This is a genomic window from Vibrio sp. 1F253, from assembly GCF_041439295.1.
Taxonomy (GTDB): domain Bacteria; phylum Pseudomonadota; class Gammaproteobacteria; order Enterobacterales; family Vibrionaceae; genus Vibrio; species Vibrio tasmaniensis_A.
Map to the genome: position 1 here is coordinate 1 of NZ_JBGONU010000066.1, position 19,778 is coordinate 19,778.

Sequence of the window (19,778 nt, forward strand, 5' to 3'; positions counted from 1 at the left end):
GTAAATCATATTTATAGAATGCGAAGGAGTATTTACTCTAAACGGTTTTGGGGCACAGGCTTTTCAGGGTTAAGAAAAGCCTGTACAGTGCTTCTAGCAATCCGTTTGCTCTGAGAGTCTCAGTGCGTCTTCTAGTTCAACTCCAAGATATCGAATAGTGTTATCTAGTTTCGAATGTCCAAGTAAAATCTGTACAGCCCTGATGTTTTTCGTTCTGGCATAGATTAAAGTAGCTTTGGTGCGACGCATAGAATGAGTACCATAATAGTCCGCATTCAACCCAAGATTTACAGCCCAGTTCCTGATAATCGTACGATAAAATGAGTAGCTAATAGGTTGACCTTTACGGCGACAACTTGGAAACAAAAAACTACTTGCTTCTAGGTGTGCTGAGTAGATCCATCGACTAATACTTTGTTGTGTTCTCGGAGTGATCTCATAGTGTACATCGGTGCCCGTTTTTTGCTGGATACACTGAACCCTGTCATAGATAATTCCTTGCGAAGAAACATCGTAAACGTGTAGCTTCAGTAAATCACTCGATCTTAACTTGCTATCTATAGCTAGGTTCAGTAGCGCGAGCTGCATCAAATCGTTTTCGATCTCCAGCCTAGTTCTTATCCGCCAGATCTCTTCAAGCTTAAATGGCCTTTTTATGCCACTACATTTTCCAAAAGATGACTTTCTCATGATGACCTCCTCTCAGTGTTTTTGGTCAACATGAAGTTTGGCAGTCATATTTTATAGGGGCTGGGTTAGCTGAAACGCCTATGGAAAAAACGAGTTATCGTCCTTCCTAAATTAGCAATTAATGAATAACCCTTGTGTATAGAAAGTCGCTTTGCCTAGTACTGATCGTGTAGGCTAGGTTTGTACATTACGAATCATCAGAGCCCATAGGCTCCTTGTACGTGAGACGTATTTAGTTAGAACGTAACCCGATTCGCTTTTTCTGAAATTCTTTGATTTGTTGGATGGTTAAGGTTCGCTTCTGTTTGTTTTTTATTTGTATATGACATAACTCAAACGTTAGTCCGAAAACCATAGCAAAGTACACATAGCCTTTATTGATATGAATGGCTAAACCTTCCGCCATTAGTAGTCCGCCCAATAAAACCAAAAACAGTAAATCCAATGTTTTAAATCCAGGGTAACGAGTAACTAAGTCGTTGATTTTTCCGCCGTTAAAATCATAAAAATCGCGGATGTCAAAATAGAAGCTATCATAACTGGCACTTCAGATGTTAAACCAACGGCGGTTATGACTGAATCCATAGAAAAAACGGCATCTACCGCTACAATCTGGAGAAGCACGACGGCGAGTCCAGTCCTAGCTCGAGTCGAATATGACGATGGTGTATGTCTTAACCATGACCAAAGTTCTTTCGCACTTTTAGCCAACAAAAAACCACCACCCAATATCATAATAATATCTCGTCCGGTGAACGTTGTATGGGCGAAGCTCAGCAAAGGATTAGTCAGAGACATCACCCCCGAAATAGAAAACACAAGACCTATTCGCGTTAACACCGCCAGAGCAATACCTAAATTACGTGCAACTTTGCGTTGCTGTGCTGGGAGTCGTTCACATAGAACAGAAATGAAGACGACATTATCGACACCCAAAAAAATTTCAAGGATCAATAACGTTGCAAATACAACCTAGATTTCAGGTTGTAGAAAGAGCTCTAGCATGTGCTTATCTCCTTAATACAAGAAGACAATGAGATAAAACGGCACCTAAAGGGGTCGTCCATAGAAGTCATTTACCTCTCTGTTTAGAAATGGAATAAGACTAAGCATTCGTTTTAATAACGCTAATTTTTTAATACGCTATCTGTTTTATTGGGGAGCTCGATATTTAACATCGGATGTTTATGTGGTAATAACTGGATGTCATTAGCAAGCGTGCAAAACTGTTCAAAACTGATAGGTGCTGAATGATTGACCTTGGATGTAGGCCAATCATCGTATCTCTCTTTGCTCATCATGAAGTGATGATTGCTTGAGGTTGGGTTGATCAATCGTGAGTGACTCGACCGTGTATTTCGATTAAGAGGAAAAGCCACCGTCGATCATCAAGTCAGCACCAGTGATGTAACCCGCTTCTGAGCTAGCGACGAATGCTACTAAGCTCGCAATCTCCTCTACTTGACCATAACGACCAAGTGCACCAATAGCTTTTACAGGCTCTGAAGTATCGCCATTGTCTGGGTTTAAGTCGGTATCCACCGGACCAGGTAAAATATTGTTGACTGTAATGCCTCTAGGGCCTAAATCGCGAGAGAGACCTTTGACCAATCCGGTTAGTGCAGACTTGCTCATTCCATATATAGAACCGCCAGCAAAAGGAATGCGCTGAGCGTTCGTACTACTGATATTGATTATTCTGCCATTATTATTCATGTGCTTCGTGGCTTCATGAATCGCCACAAACACACTTCGTACGTTGGTATTGATGGTCTTGTCCCAATCATCCATCGTCAAATTTTCAATACTGTCCCAGATCAGCGCACCTGCGTTGTTTACGACAATATCAATTTGACCAAGTTGTTCTATGGTTTCGCTGATTGCATTTCTGATATCTTCAGGTTTAGTGCTATCCGCCTTTATTGCGATGACTTTGCCACTTTGTGAAGTTAAGCTCTCCGCAAGCGCTTTAGCTTTTCCGTGGGATGACACAAATGTAAAAGCAACAGACGCTCCCTCCAATGCCAATCTCTCAACAATGGCGGCACCAATACCGCGACTGCCACCTTGGATAAAAGCGACCTTACCTTTGAATCTATTGAAGTTATTCATCATGTTTACCTTTATTGAAAAGTCGATGTAATCATCTCGTTGATGTACGCAGAATAATCGATTCACATCTGCTTATTAAGTCCATATAATGACAAACATAAAGTCCCTGAAGGAATTAATTGATGTTAAAAAGCCAATTTGTGGAAGTTCGTCACTTTGTCACCGTTGCGCAGTTGGGGAGTTTTACCCTTGCGGCCCAAGCGCTTGGGATGACCGGTTCAGCTTTAAGTAAAAGCGTTGCTCGACTAGAAAAGCAGCTAGGCACCAAACTCCTTCATCGAACAACTCGACGCATCGCGTTGACCAATGATGGGGATTCCTATTTAGCCGATTGCCTTAAAGCGATGACTATTTTAGAGGAAGCAGAGAAGCGCTTAAGCAATCAACAGTTATTGCCATCAGGGCGTGTGCGTATTGATTTACCCGCAGTTCTCGGTAGAAGAGCTATCCTACCCAAGTTGCTAGAATTAACGTCCAAGTTCGAGCAATTAGATCTATCTATTACCTTTAATGACCGTCCTACGGATTTAGTCAGTGACGGGATTGATCTTGCGATCCGCGTTGGGTATTTAGAAAACTCGGGCGATATTGTTGCACGTAAAATTGGGGAGCAAAAAAGGGTGATATGTGCTTCTCCCTCTTATCTAGCGACTCGAGGGCCGATTACCAAAAAAGAAGATATTGCCCAACATGATTGCATCGTCGGCTGGCCTATTGGACAAAGGCATAGTTGGCTACTGAGAAATGCTAAAGGGGCAACCGAATCTGTCGATATTTCAGCACGTCATGAGATAGCCGACTGTGAAGGCATTTTACAATCGGCTTTATCTGGTGCAGGTTTAGCTCAACTACCAGTATGGTTAGTGAAGCAATACCTTGATGATGGACAATTATGCCCTGTATTAGAGAAACTCAATGGCGAAGGAGCACCCATCAGTATTGTTTGGCTAAAAACACCTTACATTCTGCCTAAAATAAGAGTCATCATAGATGAAACTATTGCATTATCGAGCCGTCATCCGGATATTTTTGAGGCTTCTTTGTAATGTTGACTAATCGAAGCTGACATTGCAGGTCATTTGGGGAGTATTGTGTTTTAGATAGTCCAACGATATTGAGGCCACTATCAAACTTTGATAGCGACCTCAATCATCATAGAACCTACATACTAGCTAACAATATTTACATTTGTATTAGGTATCGCGCAGCAAGCTAGGGCCATTCCTTTCGCCTTATCACTGTCTTCAATTCCTGGGGCATCGGGCTGGTAAACCTCTCCTGATTTCACAGTGACTTTGCAGGCGCCGCAGAAACCAGCTCTGCAGTTATTCGAAATAGAAAGCCCTGCTGCTTCAGCTTGCTCCAGAACGGTGCGCTGGTTGCTTCCTTCAAACACGACACCATCAAGGTTGATTTGAACCCTTTTCTCGCTCCCGTCCGCCACTCTTGCAGCGCCAAATGTCTCTTGATGGTACTGTTCTTCGGGCAGCCCACTCTCTATCATCAAGCGCTTTACACTCTCCATGAAACCACTAGGACCACATACAAAAACTTGACGTTTGTGAAACTCTGAAATTTGATTTAAATGAGTACGACTAAAATGCCCCTTTTCGCCTATCCAACCAGTTGATGGCTCGCTAAGGGCTATAGTCACAGTCACATTGGCGTGTTGCTTTTCTAGCATAACGAGCTCTTCCATGAAGGGAATATCCGCTTCCGTCAAACATTGATGATAAAACGCAATATCACGAGTGTCCCGTTGGTCAGTCAAGTACCGAAGTATGGATATCATGGGTGTCACACCGCTACCGGCAGAAAGCAGTAACAGCGGCTCATTCGATCCTTTAGTAATATGGAATGTGCCTTTGGGTTGATCCGCAATAATAGTATTACCAACTTGTAAGTGGTTGAATAACCAGTTGGAGACTTCACCACCATTGACCCGCTTCACTGAAATCGATAAACGCTCTGGCCGAGAGGGGCTAGATGACAGCGTATACATTCGTTTAGTCAGTTTGCCATTGACCGAGATCTCAATAGGGAGGTGTTGCCCCGCTTTATACTCAGGCACCAAGCCATTTTTAGGCTCAAACCAAAATGTCTCGAAGTTTCTTGCTACAGGTTCTCTTTCAACGCAAATCAACTCTTGTTTTTTTGCGTCGAGATCTTCATAAAACTCCTTGGACTTATATTCAAGCACTTCGATAGCATCATTGATGGAGATAACACCTTCGTTTTTCGCTACAAGGTTTTGCCCGAAAAATATTTTGCCTTGCTCGTTGGCTCTAAAACGCGAAAAGGTTGTCAATGGCTCTTTACTGGCCCTAAACTCCCTATTTTCCAGATCAAGTGTCGTTAAAATGCACCGCTCACACGGTTCTACAATTTCAAATTCGACGTCACCTATCTTGATACGCTTCCATGAGTCTTCGATAAAAGGTTCGTCTGATTGCACCACGAGGTTAGTACGAAACTGTTCCATGGTGTGGACTTCGCTGCTGCGTCTATTCAGCTCCGCTAATGAGCCAGAGCTAATAAGCAAGATAGGAAAACCGTCGGCAAAGCTCACATTATGAACAAGGTTTTCTCTCATGCGGTTAGATTGCTCGCCAGTAAACAGCAACTCAACTCGCTTTCCTATCACTTGGCTAAACCAATCATTCGCTTCATCGGTTGTTGTATAGGCGGAAAAGCGGTCTCTCCAAACACTGGCATCTGTAGCCTGCATTTTAAACGTAGAATAGTGTAACTTTAGCGATTCCATCCCAGGGTAAGAAAAAATGATGCCAGTAGACAGTAGACTGGAACTCACTTGAACCATATTGGGATACTGACGCGCCGTCACCATCGTTGGGTATTTAGCTAAGGCGGAAACCGCTTCGCCAGTCAGCGCCAGCATAAAGCGACGATCAAAAGCAAGGCCTTGCTTTTCAGTCCACGAAGAAGAGAGTGAAAGCCCGCCAATGGATTTGACTGGATAGATAGTGATTTGGGAAAGTACGGTAGGATTTACCACAATGTCACCCTTTATTATTGTGTTGATTGATTGAACCGCAAGCGACGATTTTAACGACCGAGCAAAGCTGATGGTTTGTCTTGTGAGGAGGTAAATTTGCTTCGCTGAATTAAGCATGAAGCGCATCAAAGCCGACGCATTCAATGTCATTTTTTCTTAGCCAGAGAGAAAACTCATCGCTGGTTAAAATCTTCCACTCTTCAACGCGGGCATGGGCATAGCTAGAGATTCCCTCTAGCTCTTCATTAAGCGTTCTGGCAGGGTGACACATCAATTCAATCGTGCTGTTAGGCATGCTGTCTTGATAAGCCAGCAACATGGCTTTGAGGTACTCAATATTAGCGCCTTCGGCATGAAATCCCATATCAAACGCATCTGGGGTCGGGACCGATAACAATTTTTGACCTCGTATAAAGCTATCAATACGCCTGACGGGGAGGCCTATTTCATTGGCTGCTTGTGTAAAACCTATTTTAAGAGGGCGATAGGCGCCTGCAAAATGGTGGCTATCGATATGGTTGATATTAAAGCCTGCGTCTATAGCGGCTTGATATTGTGCTTTTAGCTCTCTCACCACTTCGTTGGAGGAGACATCTGATTTATTAAATAGGGTTTTTCTATCAAAAAAATGACCATTCTCGTCGACCAGTGTTGGAACCAATGTAGGATCTGAAATGGGTTGACCAGATGTCACTGTAAAATGCAGTCCAACTTCAGGAATAAGGCCACGTTGATAGAGCTGTGACGCATGAGCGACGCCAGGTTGGTTCATCATGATGGTGGTCGACTTTACGGTTCCGGCACGAAAACAATCCGCAATCCCCAAGTTCACCGACTCCGTCAGTCCAAAATCATCAGCATTTAATATAAGTTTCATCGTATCTCACCCCAGTTATATATTATCGATTCTCGTAATAGCGCTATCAGTTCCGATGCCCGTATTGAGCCTTCCATCATCGACAACGCTGCACTTCTTGATTGAGTCACCATTAACGTCCTTCTAATGTGACATTACACAAGCTAATCTATAATGGCTCACGGGTTCAGACAAACGAACAATCCCATCAAATAAATTAACTAGAGTAATGCATGAGTTTAATAACCAATCAACAACAACAGATTTCTCTGCTTCATACTTTCAGCGTTGCAGCGCGCCACTTGAGTTTTACCAAGGCAGCAGAAGAGCTCTTTCTGACCCAAAGTGGGGTGAGCCAGCGAATTAAAAAACTGGAAATGCAGCTTCAATTCAATCTATTCATTAGAAAAACCCGAAAGTTAGAGCTCACGCCGGAGGGACAAAGAGTTCTGAGTGTTTTGAACTCATCATTTGAGTCCATATTTTCCACCCTTTCTGACATTCAAACCGGAGAGCTGACTGGTAGCTTACATATAGCGACATCACCTTATTTCGCCTCTGCTTGGCTGATCCCGAAACTCCCTTCACTTCGTCAGCAATACCCCAATCTAAGCATCAAGCTGCAAACCAAACAAAATCAATCTGATTTTCAATTTGAGCCTTACGATGTGGCGATTTTTTATAGCCAAGGGCGGTATCCCAACCACTACAGTGAGCGACTGTTTTCAGGGAAAAGAACACCTGTGTGCAGTGTTGATTACGCCGCCGAGCATGGCCTTCACAATGGGTTGAGCGCTCTACCTGACGTTAATTTTATCCATAGAGGGGATACGAGTGCTTGGCAGTATTGGTTAGATGAGATGAATGTCGGCATCGACTGCGAAAAGCGATGTGATTTCTATAGTGATAACAGACTGGCGATGGAAGCAGCGGAATTATCGCTCGGTGTGTTTCTTGCTCGATATGAATTTGCGCTGCCTTTGATCCAAGCGGGGAGGTTAGTCGCGCCATTTCCACATATTGAATCAGGAAAGGGCTACGATTTGGTTTGTCCTAAAGGCATGGAAACGAGATCAAAATTCCAAGCGTTTTCTCGCTGGGTACATTCTGAACTAGACAACGAATAATGCGTTCTCGTTGTATCGCGATATGACTGAGCACGAATCAACTCAATCGTCATTGTTCTCTGAATCTCTCCAACGCTTTAGACTCCTCATCGCTCAAATGAAAAAATACCCTAGCGTTTACTCTAGGGTATGTATTAAAAACAATGATAGGCAGTCTATAGCAGCAATTAAGACCGCAATAGAAACAAAACTCAGCTCAGTTTTGTAAATTATTTTTTATTCAGAAAGTCAATAACTAAAGGCTCTACTGTCGCAGGACACTCTTCTGGTAACCAGTGTCCACATCCTTGTATCGTTTCCCCTTGAACATTGTCACCGTATTTTTTTACCTGATTAAGGAAGGCATCACCCAATCCACCGCCATTGCTGTCTCCTGGAATAACAAGTACAGGCATTTTTAACTTATGGTCTTTAACGATTGCTTTGTTCTGCTCTGCTGAGGTAGTAAATGAACGATAGTACTCAAACGCAGCATGTAAGGTTTCTGGCTTAGCATACGACTTTGCATACAAATCAAGCAGTTCGTCTGTAAATACTTCTTTATTGGTCGCGTGTTTCTTGATGATATGAGAAAGAAACAACTTTTCCTTACCTTCAATAATGTTTTCTGCAAAGTTGTTTTCAGCAGTATAAAAACTCCAGTGCCACGTAGAGGCTTCACCTTCTGGAGTAAAAGACGGGAAAGTATAGATAGTATCGTCTGGAATAATAGAATCAAAATATATCACTTTCGATATATCGTCTTGGTGTTGTGCGATCATCGGGTACGTCATCCAAACCCCTGTATCATGTGCAACGACATCGAAAGGCTCATCAGGACTGAAGCTTTTCGCAAGACCATGAAGATAAGGATAAACATCTAACCCAGAATAGGTTGAATCTAATGGCTCAGACTGTCCAAGGCCTGGCATGTCGACAGCGACAACGCGATGTTCTTTAGCTAGCTTTGGCATTAGCTGATGCCATTCATACCATGTTTGACCATACCCATGGACCATAAGTACCAGAGGTCCACTTCCTCCTTCTACATAGTGTAGTTTCACACCATTGATTTCTTTAAAGCTACTTTCAAAGCCAGCAGGGATTGGAAACTCACTGTTCGCTTGACTCTGCCCATTACCCGCAAAAGCCATTGAGGAAAGTAAAATAACCGACGTGGCTAAAAGTGTTTTCTTCCATTTTTTCATAAGGTTAAATCATCTCATAACGTGTTATCCCGATCTGCCCTCACATTAAATGGCATACCGAAGCAGGGCGCAAAATGTGTCATGGCATGTTCGAGTCGTCAACTGGGTGTTTTTTAACAAATCAACGTAACGGCTAAATTGTGTGCATTCATCACACCTTCTATTTATCGAAAGAGACCAGAGAGTAAATCATTTAAAAACAGACACTTGCTTTGCTTTCTTCTGAGCTTAATGTTCAGTTTAACACGGTAAAAAAACACATTAAGTCCTGATAGGAATATGTATTAATAATTTAAGGGACTTAATTCGGCGTGGGTTATCCCCTATTATGCAATCCAACTTGATAATTACATTCAAGAGATTCTCGGTATCTCTCACTGAGACTTTGAGGTTCGATGTGACGACGAATAACCCCCATTGCCACTTCTGTTGTAAGAGTGACAGCGTGGTAAAACATGGCTATGGCCCTAAAGGCCACCAAAGGTATCGCTGCCTGAGTTGCTGTCGCACGTTTCAAATGAATTATTGTTACGAAGCCTGCAAACCAGGCATTAGGAGCACAATTATTGAAATGACCGCACAAAATCATGGAAAGCGGGCAACCAGTCGTCACTTGCAAGTTTCGTACAACACGGTTCTAAGCGCATGTCATCGGGATAAATAGAAGCTATTCCCCCCTTTGAAAATGCGAATTCCGATAATTCGCCGAATTCAATTGCATTGATAACGGCATTTTTATTGGACGAAAAACAACATTTTTGCGTCACCTATCCGAAGCATGGATTGAGTGTTCTAACAACAACCAATGTTAACGGTACATATATTCCATACGTTAATAATCATTTGAGTTGAAACAATGAAAAAACAAAGCTTATTTATTTTTGCTCTATCTTTAGCCGTTTTTGGCGTTATCACGACAGAGTTGGGTATTATCGGTCTCCTTCCACAAGTCATGAAAGACTTTAATATTGACGTACAAGAAGCAGGTCTGTTAGTCAGTGTTTACGCTGTTGTCGTGGCGGTGAGTGGACCATTTATTACATTATTTATGTCAGGGTGGAATAGAAAATACGTCTTAATTGGCATACTTTCCTTATTCGTGTTCTCGAACCTTGTGTACGCCATAACGCAAGATTACACAACCATGATGATATTTCGAATTCTGCCAGCCTTGATGCATGCTGTATTCTTTTCAGTTGCATTAGTAGCAGCCACTTCTATGGTTCCAGTTGAAGAACAAAGCAACGCCGCAGCAAAAGTATTCGGTGGGGTAGCGGTAGGTTTGGTCTTCGGTATTCCGATTAGTGCTTTTCTAGCTGAACAGTACTCTCTCGCTTATGCCTTTTACTTTGGCTTAACTGCTTGTGCCATTGCGTTAGTGAGTGTGATGTTCTTGATGGAAAGCGCGCCTGTAAAGGAAAAAATGTCATTCGGCTCTCAAGTGACTATTTTACGTAGCAAGTCCATGTGGCTGTCTTTATCGACTGTAATATTCGTATTTGCAGCGATGTTTTCTTCGTACAGCTTTATTACTCAATACTTAAGCACAGTAACGAATATGAACGGTACGTGGATTAGTGCCATGCTGATGGTGTTCGGTGTATTTGGTATCTTTGGTAACTTCATCTTTGGCAAACTACTTGGCAAAAACATGAAAAAGACCGTGATGCTTTACCCTGTCATACTTGGGCTTATCTTTGTTACCGTATACTTCATGGGTTTCTCATTCTCATTTATGGTAGCCATGGTCGCATTTTGGGGTGCAGTACACTCTGCTGGCTTGGTTGTGAGTCAAACATGGGTGATGGATAACGCCGGTGATGCGAAAGTTTTTGCTAATAGTCTTTACATCTCTTTTTCAAACTTTGGGATCACCATTGGCTCGATCGTAGCTGGATGGTTTATCGCTCAGTTCGGTGTAGAAAATCTATTCCTATCAAGCTTAGCATTTACGGTATTAGCGTTGATTAGTATCTTACTAAACCAGAAAAAAAGTCCCGCTATTAAACTTTCAGAAGTGAATTAATCCGCGAAAGTGCTGGCTTTCATGAGAGAAGCATAATCACAAAGGTCAGCACTATTTCTATTACTTGCTCATTCCTGATTGGATTAAACATGTTAGTCCAATCAGCCACTCATTTTGCATTAGATTACTTTATTCAAAGTGCATGTCGCTACTTTGAAACGTCTATTAGTTCTAACAAAGTTTGGGGCATTTCTGAGGTAGAATGTACCACGGGTAAAAATTCAGCCTGTGAAGGTTTTGGACAGAACTTTGTCAGTGACTTTTCTAATTTAGCTATCCTTGAATAACTTTTTGTATCCCAAAAAGCAGAATGCCACCGTTGCTACAGGTGGCGATTTTGATAGGAACTGGACAGTTCCATGCGTTGCGCAACAGGCTTCTTTAAATCGTAAACTGCATATTAATTAAGCAAGCACGTCATAATTAATGATTACGTTTGTCTGGTTGGGCTATGAACATAATGTAGCTGAGTCACACCAATACTCAGAGTAGCTAGCATCTTCCCAGCATTCGATTCTAACTGTCCCGAATTCTTTGCCTGTATGTAGCTCTTCTGAAATTACAAAATGTTCAGATAGTAGTATCTGGCTAATTGCCTCACTAAGATCATCAAAACCAGACAGTGTTACGGTTATATGCCCAGATAAGGTCTTAATCTCTATATAGACCTCTAAGACCCCCTGATCTTGAGACCTGCTCACATTCAAGTTACTCACAAACTCAGGCCTTGCGCACTCAACAATAGTTTTAAATTCGCTCATTGCTCGTTTGTTTCACCATATTTATGCCTGTAGCTCTGAACCCAAGCTCGGTATATAGCTTATATGCCCGCTTATTGTCAGAAGCAACGAGTAATTCTAATTGCTTTACACCTTGAAGCGTCGGTGTTTGTTCAAGCAATCCAAAAACATGTTTTCCATATCCTTTCCCACGATAAATAGGAAATATTTGAATATCATAGATAAACGCTGAGGTGTCTCCCGACTTGTACCCATACCAGAGATAACCTACAACCTCTGTTTTTCTTGCACGTATTGCCTCAATGCACAAAAGATAGTTTTCTCTTGTCTCTAAACCAAATGGTAGACAATCATCCAACTCATTGTTTGCTAGCTTGATGCCTTCATCAACCGTTACCTGATGTGCTTCAGATAACTCTCTACCTCTGAATTCGTTAGAGTACTCTCGATACCCTGTAAACTCTTCAGGTGTCATTTTTCTTATTGAAATCAAAGAATCACCTTGTTTAATCTTAATTCCGATACATCGTTAATTTTGATAGGCAGAAAGGAACTCATGTACTTGTTCTCTTTGCGTAAACCGAAACTTCTCACCTGAAAACGATTCAAAAATTTGATGGTGGAAGCACCATGAACTTTTAGACTCCCGTGTTGAATATTCAGCAGCCCATGTGAGCAATTCTTGGAAGTTCTTCTCAGCTAATCTGCTATCCAACTGTTTTGAGCTTTCAGAGCCTCGTGATAACAGAGAGCTTTTGCAGATAGACCAATCCATATCCAAAAATATTAAGGTATCAGCCGAACCAACAAGCTTCTCAGCCAAAGTCCCAAATACACCCTCGATTACCCACTTAGGTTGTATATTAAGCTTATGCATTTCCTCATCGACTGCTTTCTGAGGACGTTTTTGGTTGTAACCTCCAGACTCCCAAACTATCGAGTCAAGGCTGATCTCTTTCACCCTTAATCGTTTCGCTAACCTTGAAGATAGCCATGTTTTTCCTGATCCAGAGTTACCAATAATAAGAACCTTTTCCATTTACTCTTCACCACGCTTAACGTTGATAATTGATTGTTTTATATAGCATTTATTATGTGGTGACATTCTATGGCTATCGCATCTTGGTGGCAAGCTTTACATAGGTAGGGAATTTGATACTGATTTCTTAACCAATTAATGAATACTCATGCACCAATGCCAAATATGATTTACCAAGAAAAATGAAAGGAAATGGGAGTTTTTGAGCACCGCTTTTTAGCTGCCAGCCATAAGGAAAAGTACTGCGATTTCAGTGCCACGATCCGCCACTGAGTAATTGCGTTAAGAAGAAAAGGGGCACAAACGTGCTAGAAAATGCCACGGGTAAAAATTCAGCCTACGAAGGTTCTGGACAATTATGTGTCAGTGCTTTTGCTAAATTAGCAAACCATCAATAACTACAGGTATGGTAAATTGTTAACTTCGTTCCCATTTTAAATGTCTATAGACAAGAGTTATTAAGCGCGCACTCCTACCTCCTATTCAAATACACTTACTTGCTCTTGCAAGCATGCCCATAACGAAATATAGTAAACTAGTTTACTAACTTGCAATCGAGATGGAACAGAATGATTTTTGAAGAACGTATTTGCATTGAAGCCTCACCTCAAGACATATATTCGTTATATACCGATGTCGAAAATTGGAGTCAATGGGATGAAGAAGTTGACTACTCTCATCTCATGGGAGAATTCAAGATCGGTACTAAAGGTATTCTGAAGCCGAGTAATGGACCTAAATCACAGATTGTAATTGCAGATGCTATACCAAATAAGCACTTTACAGTAACAAGTAAACTACCATTCTGCATTCTATCGTTTGAGCATCATTTGCAGGTCAAGGGAAAAGTAACTCAAGTAATTCATAGAGTTAAGTTTTCAGGTTTAACTAGCTTTTTATTTGGGAAAGTCGTTGGGAAGAAAATCTATAAAGGCCTTCCGTCTACTCTTGAAGGACTAAAAAAAAGGGCTGAAAACAATGTTTAAGCATGAACTCCCTTCGAACAGCGTAGGTCTACAACTCTGGGTTGTTTACAATAAATGGCATTCAGAGGTAATGAAGCACCTTAAGCCTCTAAATATTAATCATACTCAGTTCGTTATACTCGCCTCCATACTATGGTGTAACAAGAATAAAAACGAAACAACACAAGCAGAAATAGTCAATATCACTGGCTTGGATAAGATGACACTATCCAAGTCGATGAAGACTCTAGTCGCTAATGAGATCATAATTAAAGATAAAGGCGTTAGAGATACACGTAGTTTTTCGCTCAAACTCTCGAAAGATGGAGAATCTCTAACAAAAAAAGCCATCGCTCAGGTAGAAGAGTTAGACCAGCTATACTTCGAGAGCCTACAAGACCAGAGAGCAATATTTACTTCTCTGCTACTAGGCCTTAAAAATAGTTAAGCGAATCTAATGATATAACAATTTGCCGATTAAACTTCCACACATGTGGGATCGATTATTATTCAACCGAAGAAACTTTTGGACAATTATCATTTGAAGAAAATGCTCTAATCGCTGTTATCACCAAGCGACTTTGTCGTTTTTAAGAGCAAAAACGCCTCACATCTGAGGCGTTTCACAGTTAATATATAAACTGAGGATTTATTTGAGTTTTATATGTTTGTTGGTCTATCAGTAATTCTTCACCTTAAATGTAAGGCTGAGTATTGTTGGCATTTTGAACGTCTTATTTTTGTGATAATTGCGGGGAACCCCCCCCTTTTTTTTATTTAGCAATTCACTACCTTAAAAACTATGGTGGACTTGGGCGTTACCCTTTGGGCAAGGCTTTTTGCTTGTATCTTTCACCTATGGCCTAAGAGTGGCATCACCCTGATGAGTCACTGCGTGCCGCCTCAGAATGTGCCTCTCTACAGTCCCTATCTAAAAGGATATCGCTGCAATCCTGAACGCCAGCGCCTCGTCATTCTTCCTCGTTGCCGTTCGTCGTACCTTCTCACTCCTTTCACTGACATCCATTAAGTTCGAGTAAGGGCTTGTTGCCTTATGTGCCGGTTTTCCTTTCGACTCGCATCATTTGATGGGGCTCGCAGACTGTTGACCCTCCTAAATCAGAACCTTCTCTGCAAGGGTGAATGAACGCTTCGCGCCCCTGCAGAGAAGAACCCTGTTTGAGGTAGGGGCAGCCAAGCGGCTCCATAAAGTGATACTCAAACAGAAAGGAAACTCCTCATGGCACAACGACACTCAAGCCCAACTCTCTCTAAACCGATGTTCAGCGACCAGCGTTTCGCCGCTGGGCACGAAAGCTCACCAAAAAATGATATCTCCTGTCGGGTCGTTGAACGTGCAGTTCGTTCGACTGTTTCAGCTACAGTTTCAAAAGGACTTATCTGGGTGAATTCAACGGACTTTAATTCGAGCGTTCGAGCGGTCAAAGTGCATGAGATTTTACTTAAGGAGTTTGGTTATACCGACTCTTTGATCTTGGAGGAAAGCCAGAAAGGAAAAGGGGTGAGCATTAGCGTATGTGACAGAGTGACGACGGTAAAACAGATGCGAGAAGATTACGCCTACGCGAAAAAAGAAGAGAGAAACGTTGAAACGACCGCTAAGCATCAAGCAATAGCGAAAGACCTTCTGACTAGCTTGTATGGCCAATAACACGGACTGAGCGCAGCCCATCACGACTTTAAATATTAAAAGGGATCTATTATGTCTGTACTTGCTAACTACTCTAATCACAGCCTTTTCTCTGTCGAAGAAAAAAATATCTTGAACCATGCCGCGAGCATTTTAAAATCTAAGTTGTTTGTGTCAGAGCAGACGCCACTCAATTCCCCTGAATTGGTGAAATCATTTTGTCAGACTTCACTCGCTTCCAATGAAAGCGAAGTGTTTGGGGTGATATTTCTTGATAGTCAGCATCGGGTTTTACGCACAAAAGAGATGTTTAACGGCACCATTGACGCCGCATCCGTTTACCCTCGTGAAGTGGTCAAAGAGTCACTGGCCACAAACGCAAGTGCAGTCATTTTTTATCATAACCATCCCAGCGGTGATGCCACACCCAGCCAAGCCGATCGACGTATTACTCGACGACTGACTGACGCGTTAGCCTTGGTTGATATTCGAGTACTCGATCACTTCGTGGTGTCTTTTGAAGATGTGGTGTCATTTGCGGAGCGTGGTTGGATATAACCATTAGTTAGTGAAAAATGTCTCTCATTCACGCCTATTCTGGCGTGAATGACTTCGGTAACGTAATGCAGTAAACTAAAGACAATTAAATAAGGTTTCTATTATGTCTGAATCAAGCAAAGTTACATTAAGCGTTGAAGAGCTGATCAACCTAACCGCTCATGCTGCCACTCAAGAGCAGTTAAATGATACGCGGAAAGAACTCGATCAGAAGATCGAAGCGGTTCGTCATGACCTTTCAGATAAAATTGAAGCGGTTCGTAATGAGCTGAAGTCTGAAATTCAGGGTGTTCGTAATGAGCTGAAATCTGATATCCAAGGGGTTCGTATTGAAGTGAGTTCCCTTAAAAACCTCATTATTGCAACAGCCTTCGCGATGATTGCGACGGTAGCCGGTGCCGCGTTTTGGGTTGGTAGTCATATCAACGTTTAATGTTCAAATAGGTTTTCTGAAATGCCTCTTATCCTAGAGGCATTTTTTTTGTTCTCGTTATGTCCTCGATCGCTTCAACGCTCGCGCTAAAAGAATTTAAGCCAAAGGCTCGACCGCAAGCGGTCGTCAAATCGGCTCTCAGTACCACAGTGCGCCCATTTACTCGATGTTTGATTATATTGCTTTGTCATGGTGTCACTTTGTGGCTGATAGGCGCCTTTTTTATTATAACGGTTTAAGGCTGATTTGAAGCGTAGCGTCATGATAAAGGCTTGAGTTGTGCGTTACCCTTCGGGCAAGGCTCTCCGCTTGTATCTTTCATCTATGGCCTAAGCGTGGCCTCACCCTGGTGAGTCACTGCGTGCCGCCCCAGAATGTGCCTCTCTACAGCCCCTATCTAAAAGGATATCGCTGCAATCCTGAACGCCTGCGCTACTGCGTAGCTGCGCCTCGTCGTGCCTCCTCGTTACCTTTCACTGATTTCAATTAAGTTCGAGTAAAGGCTTGCTGTCTTATGTGCCGATTTTCCTTTCGACTCGCATCATTTGATGGTGCTCGCAGGCTGTTAACCATCCTCAATCAGAACCTTCTCTGCAAGGGTAAATGAACGCTTCGCGCCCCTGCAGAGAAGAACCATGTTTGAGGTGTGGACAGCCAAGCGGCTCCATAAAAGTGATACTCAAACAGAAAGGAAACTCCTCATGGCACAACAACATACAACCCCAACTCTCTCTAAATCGAATTTCAGCGACCAGCGTTTCGCCGCTGGGCACGAAAGCTCACCAAAAAATGATATCTCTTTACTGCGTATTCCTCAGCGTACAGAGGGAGAAGAGCACGGCTTTTCTCTTACGCCGTGTAGCGATATTACCTTAGCTGAACTCAAAATCGCGGGATTTACTCTGCGTGATTCTAAGTTCTACCCATCCACTCTGGCTGAGGTTGAGAAGAGCATCTTACATCACTTTAAAATAGGGGAATTAACTGACAATTTTATTGTGAAGGATGTATCAACCCCTTCGAGAGCCCTCTTTTCGTTCCACCGTTGCCCGTTTTAATTACTGGGATATTTTGTATTAACGTAAGGAGTAAGTCATGAAATATCTCTCTCACTATGTTCAAGACAAACAAACGCTAGCATTTAATGAAGCAGGGGCATTTTTTGCCTTTTCCACTAAACAGTTCGATGAAGCAAAAAAAGAGGGCGTGAAATATGCGTCGTTAGGTATGGGTTTAATTTGCCCTGTTGATAATGCAAAGCAATTAATGACCCGTTTAGATTCTATTGCTCAAGAAGGGATCGCCGAAGACATCGAAGAGAATGGTAAAAAAGCGATCATTCGCCGTGAGCTATTCAATCACGAGTGTTTTTATACCAATGACATTTGTGATTGTGTCGAAAGTCTCGAAGGGTATGGTATTTCTTACGATGAAGTGTATGAGGTGTTTAATCACATTCGTAAAACGGAAGACGTTTCTTAAACGCTAAAAGTAAAGCGCCTTGATATTTGCTGTATCAAATATCAAGGCAAATTCAATTTAAATACAGGGGTAAATAAAATGAACATTAAAAATCTTACATCAGGTAACGAAGAAATAAAAGAAAAAATTTATGTTTGTACGGCTGTGCCGTTTGATCTTGGCCAAGTCGTTTGTACACAAGGCATTGCTGAACTGCTAAATAACAATATTGGTGTGAATTTACCGATTTACTTACATCGTCACCAAAATGGTGATTGGGGAAATGTCTGTGTTGAAGATAAACTTACCAATGATGAAGCCACCAAGACAGGCGAGCGGGTTTTATCCAGTTACACCATTTGTAATGAACAAGTCTGGATAATTACCAAGCGTGATCGTAGTTGCACTACGATTTTGCTCCCGAATGAATATTGATGACGTCAATTCACGCGATATAATGGAGTTCCTTTGGACTCTATTTTTTAGTTTATGAAAAAATCAATCTTATTATTGTCGGTGTTTCCAAGTGTTGGGTATTCGTTTTGTTTTGATGAAGCAGGACAACATTATAATGTTGCTCCAGCTTTGCTGCGAGCGATAGCACAAGTTGAAAGCAGTCTTGATCCTAATGCTTATAACGAAAACAAAAATAAAAAAGGTCAAGTAACCAGTCGTGACTTTGGACTCATGCAAATTAACTCTATTTGGTTTCCTCGATTGGCTGAATTTAACGTCAATAAAGCCAATATTTACAAACCTTGTTTTAATGTTTCATTAGGTGCGTGGGTATTAAGTTCTAACTTTTCTAGTCATGGTTATAACTGGAACAGTGTCGGCGCGTATAATGCGGGTTTTTCCAAACGCACCGAGAACGCCAGAAAAATATACATCCAAAAAGTCCAATCGGTTTATTTTAATCCTAACGTTAAATAAAAGACCTTGCACCATAACGGTGCAAGGTCTTTAGCTTTTCCTCTCGCTTTCTTCCTTCAATTTCCAGATCCCCCGCATCCCTCGTTCGTCAGATTCATTCGCCACCTGGTCGGCTTTTGTCTTTCGCTGTCAGTTTTTCCCGTCGCTTTGATTAAGGAAGTCAGATCATTCGTTCTGAGTTGTTGGTTAGTTGAGTTGGTGACCACACACCACGGCGCATTGATTTCAATGCGAATGGTTGTCTGTTAATGATATAAAGACAATAAAAACAAAAAGTTATATTTAATGATGAAGGGGGAGTAGAGTGTAAAAAATTTTCAAAATCTCAACTAATTAGCCGCTGAAATCGTATTTAAAAATATGTTAAATGTATTAAATATCCATTTAACCCATGCATGGTAAGGTTTACAGGCTATTTGATTTGAAAGTGAGTGTATTTGTATTTGATTTCAATTTAGCCCTTTTCTGGCTTTGTTTGTGAGCGATTGTTAGGTTGTGATAATATGGTATCGTATTTAAATGTACATTAAATCGTATTAACCAAATTTGGTGGGAGAAAATCTAAAAATGGCGAGAAGCACAGTATTACAAGCCACAATCAAGGGGCCGCTAGAGCAAGATTTTCGCAAGTTTAAAAAGAGAGAGGGTTTAACTGATGCTGATGCGATTCGTCAGCTTTTGACATTGGCATTGCGTATTAAACTGAATGACAGTGACGATGAAAGGCCGTCGAACCGTGAGTTGATGGAAGAAACGTATCGTAGAGTTAGGCAGGTACAAGGCGTGCTAAATTTAAATTTGGCGCATAGCTTTGATGGGGAGGGGTATTATAAGAATAAAGCGGATTCGATTGAGCAAAGAAAATCCAACACCGCTTTGGTTGATAAAAGCGTCGATGAATATCTTGAAGGCGAAAAAAAAGGGTAGCCATTGGCTACCCTTTTATTATCGCTCTAACTCTCTGTCGATTTCTCTGTCTTCCCA

At 41.8% G+C, this 19,778-nt stretch carries 22 protein-coding genes and 1 pseudogene; 15 read left to right on the plus strand and 8 right to left on the minus strand.

The features are described 5' to 3' along the window. Positions 1-93: 93 nt before the first annotated feature. The 3 genes and pseudogenes from ACED28_RS20990 to ACED28_RS21000 all read right to left on the minus strand — a co-directional run bounded on the left by ACED28_RS20990 (position 94) and on the right by ACED28_RS21000 (position 2,805). The gene (locus tag ACED28_RS20990; RefSeq protein ID WP_280605063.1) at positions 94-690 is read right to left on the minus strand and encodes a tyrosine-type recombinase/integrase; all 597 of its coding nucleotides are present in this window, start codon (positions 688-690) and stop codon (positions 94-96) included. 232 nt (positions 691-922) lie between these two features. Next, positions 923-1,644: pseudogene (locus ACED28_RS20995) on the minus strand (TerC family protein). Positions 1,645-2,052: 408 nt separating this feature from the next. Next, positions 2,053-2,805: a 3-oxoacyl-ACP reductase family protein gene (locus tag ACED28_RS21000; RefSeq protein WP_230844706.1), complete on the minus strand. Its 753-nt coding sequence runs from the start codon at positions 2,803-2,805 to the stop codon at positions 2,053-2,055. 119 nt (positions 2,806-2,924) lie between these two features. On the opposite strand from ACED28_RS21000, the gene ACED28_RS21005 reads away from it, so the two are divergent. Beyond that, positions 2,925-3,848 (plus strand): LysR family transcriptional regulator, encoded by a 924-nt coding sequence (locus ACED28_RS21005; RefSeq protein WP_280605064.1) that lies wholly within the window; start codon positions 2,925-2,927, stop codon positions 3,846-3,848. A 122-nt stretch (positions 3,849-3,970) separates the two neighbouring features. Here ACED28_RS21005 and ACED28_RS21010 read toward each other — a convergent pair whose 3' ends face one another. Further along, positions 3,971-5,818 carry a hybrid-cluster NAD(P)-dependent oxidoreductase gene (locus tag ACED28_RS21010; protein ID WP_280605070.1) on the minus strand — a complete coding sequence of 616 codons (1,848 nt, stop codon included), beginning with the start codon at positions 5,816-5,818 and terminating at the stop codon, positions 3,971-3,973. A gap of 109 nt (positions 5,819-5,927) precedes the next feature. Beyond that, complete coding sequence (locus ACED28_RS21015; protein ID WP_280605065.1) at positions 5,928-6,695, minus strand: carbohydrate deacetylase; 768 nt, start codon at positions 6,693-6,695, stop codon at positions 5,928-5,930. Between the two features lie 212 nt (positions 6,696-6,907). Between ACED28_RS21015 and ACED28_RS21020 the strand changes: the two genes are divergently transcribed. Beyond that, on the plus strand, positions 6,908-7,801 hold the full coding sequence (locus ACED28_RS21020) for a LysR substrate-binding domain-containing protein (RefSeq protein WP_280605067.1): 894 nt from the start codon (positions 6,908-6,910) through the stop codon (positions 7,799-7,801). Between the two features lie 209 nt (positions 7,802-8,010). Here the strand turns inward: ACED28_RS21020 and ACED28_RS21025 are convergent, their stop codons facing one another. Further along, a complete protein-coding gene (locus tag ACED28_RS21025) occupies positions 8,011-8,988 on the minus strand; it encodes an alpha/beta hydrolase (protein ID WP_280605068.1) in 978 nt (325 codons plus the stop codon). A 328-nt stretch (positions 8,989-9,316) separates the two neighbouring features. Here ACED28_RS21025 and ACED28_RS21030 point away from each other — a divergent pair, with 328 nt between their 5' ends. The 3 genes from ACED28_RS21030 to ACED28_RS21040 all read left to right on the plus strand — a co-directional run bounded on the left by ACED28_RS21030 (position 9,317) and on the right by ACED28_RS21040 (position 11,301). Next, on the plus strand, positions 9,317-9,652 hold the full coding sequence (locus ACED28_RS21030; protein WP_371710671.1) for an IS1-like element transposase: 336 nt from the start codon (positions 9,317-9,319) through the stop codon (positions 9,650-9,652). A gap of 192 nt (positions 9,653-9,844) precedes the next feature. Beyond that, entirely contained in the window at positions 9,845-11,014 is a 1,170-nt protein-coding gene (locus tag ACED28_RS21035) for an MFS transporter (RefSeq protein ID WP_280605069.1), read from the plus strand. An 89-nt stretch (positions 11,015-11,103) separates the two neighbouring features. Further along, positions 11,104-11,301 carry a hypothetical protein gene (locus ACED28_RS21040; RefSeq protein ID WP_371710672.1) on the plus strand — a complete coding sequence of 66 codons (198 nt, stop codon included), beginning with the start codon at positions 11,104-11,106 and terminating at the stop codon, positions 11,299-11,301. Between the two features lie 460 nt (positions 11,302-11,761). Here ACED28_RS21040 and ACED28_RS21045 read toward each other — a convergent pair whose 3' ends face one another. Continuing rightward, the gene (locus tag ACED28_RS21045) at positions 11,762-12,247 is read right to left on the minus strand and encodes a GNAT family N-acetyltransferase (RefSeq protein WP_029225527.1); all 486 of its coding nucleotides are present in this window, start codon (positions 12,245-12,247) and stop codon (positions 11,762-11,764) included. A 36-nt stretch (positions 12,248-12,283) separates the two neighbouring features. Next, positions 12,284-12,793 carry a hypothetical protein gene (locus ACED28_RS21050; protein ID WP_017052153.1) on the minus strand — a complete coding sequence of 170 codons (510 nt, stop codon included), beginning with the start codon at positions 12,791-12,793 and terminating at the stop codon, positions 12,284-12,286. A gap of 569 nt (positions 12,794-13,362) precedes the next feature. Between ACED28_RS21050 and ACED28_RS21055 the strand changes: the two genes are divergently transcribed. From ACED28_RS21055 to ACED28_RS21100, 10 genes are all read left to right on the plus strand, one after another. Continuing rightward, the gene (locus ACED28_RS21055; protein WP_102556325.1) at positions 13,363-13,779 is read left to right on the plus strand and encodes an SRPBCC family protein; all 417 of its coding nucleotides are present in this window, start codon (positions 13,363-13,365) and stop codon (positions 13,777-13,779) included. After that, positions 13,772-14,206 carry a MarR family winged helix-turn-helix transcriptional regulator gene (locus tag ACED28_RS21060; protein WP_102556324.1) on the plus strand — a complete coding sequence of 145 codons (435 nt, stop codon included), beginning with the start codon at positions 13,772-13,774 and terminating at the stop codon, positions 14,204-14,206. Before ACED28_RS21055 ends, ACED28_RS21060 begins: the two co-directional genes overlap by 8 nt. A gap of 792 nt (positions 14,207-14,998) precedes the next feature. Continuing rightward, positions 14,999-15,430, plus strand: a complete 432-nt coding sequence (locus ACED28_RS21065; protein ID WP_102488871.1) for a hypothetical protein — start codon at positions 14,999-15,001, stop codon at positions 15,428-15,430. A 51-nt stretch (positions 15,431-15,481) separates the two neighbouring features. Continuing rightward, on the plus strand, positions 15,482-15,967 hold the full coding sequence (radC, locus tag ACED28_RS21070) for a DNA repair protein RadC (RefSeq protein ID WP_102421255.1): 486 nt from the start codon (positions 15,482-15,484) through the stop codon (positions 15,965-15,967). A 103-nt stretch (positions 15,968-16,070) separates the two neighbouring features. Further along, positions 16,071-16,400: a hypothetical protein gene (locus ACED28_RS21075; RefSeq protein WP_048666186.1), complete on the plus strand. Its 330-nt coding sequence runs from the start codon at positions 16,071-16,073 to the stop codon at positions 16,398-16,400. Between the two features lie 701 nt (positions 16,401-17,101). Beyond that, a complete protein-coding gene (locus tag ACED28_RS21080; protein WP_371710673.1) occupies positions 17,102-17,458 on the plus strand; it encodes a hypothetical protein in 357 nt (118 codons plus the stop codon). Between the two features lie 37 nt (positions 17,459-17,495). Then, the gene (locus tag ACED28_RS21085; protein WP_017100396.1) at positions 17,496-17,882 is read left to right on the plus strand and encodes a hypothetical protein; all 387 of its coding nucleotides are present in this window, start codon (positions 17,496-17,498) and stop codon (positions 17,880-17,882) included. A 78-nt stretch (positions 17,883-17,960) separates the two neighbouring features. After that, positions 17,961-18,296: a hypothetical protein gene (locus ACED28_RS21090; RefSeq protein ID WP_048666188.1), complete on the plus strand. Its 336-nt coding sequence runs from the start codon at positions 17,961-17,963 to the stop codon at positions 18,294-18,296. A gap of 54 nt (positions 18,297-18,350) precedes the next feature. Beyond that, positions 18,351-18,794: a lytic transglycosylase domain-containing protein gene (locus tag ACED28_RS21095; RefSeq protein ID WP_048666189.1), complete on the plus strand. Its 444-nt coding sequence runs from the start codon at positions 18,351-18,353 to the stop codon at positions 18,792-18,794. 567 nt (positions 18,795-19,361) lie between these two features. After that, positions 19,362-19,721 (plus strand): hypothetical protein, encoded by a 360-nt coding sequence (locus ACED28_RS21100; RefSeq protein WP_017083844.1) that lies wholly within the window; start codon positions 19,362-19,364, stop codon positions 19,719-19,721. Positions 19,722-19,778: the final 57 nt, after the last annotated feature.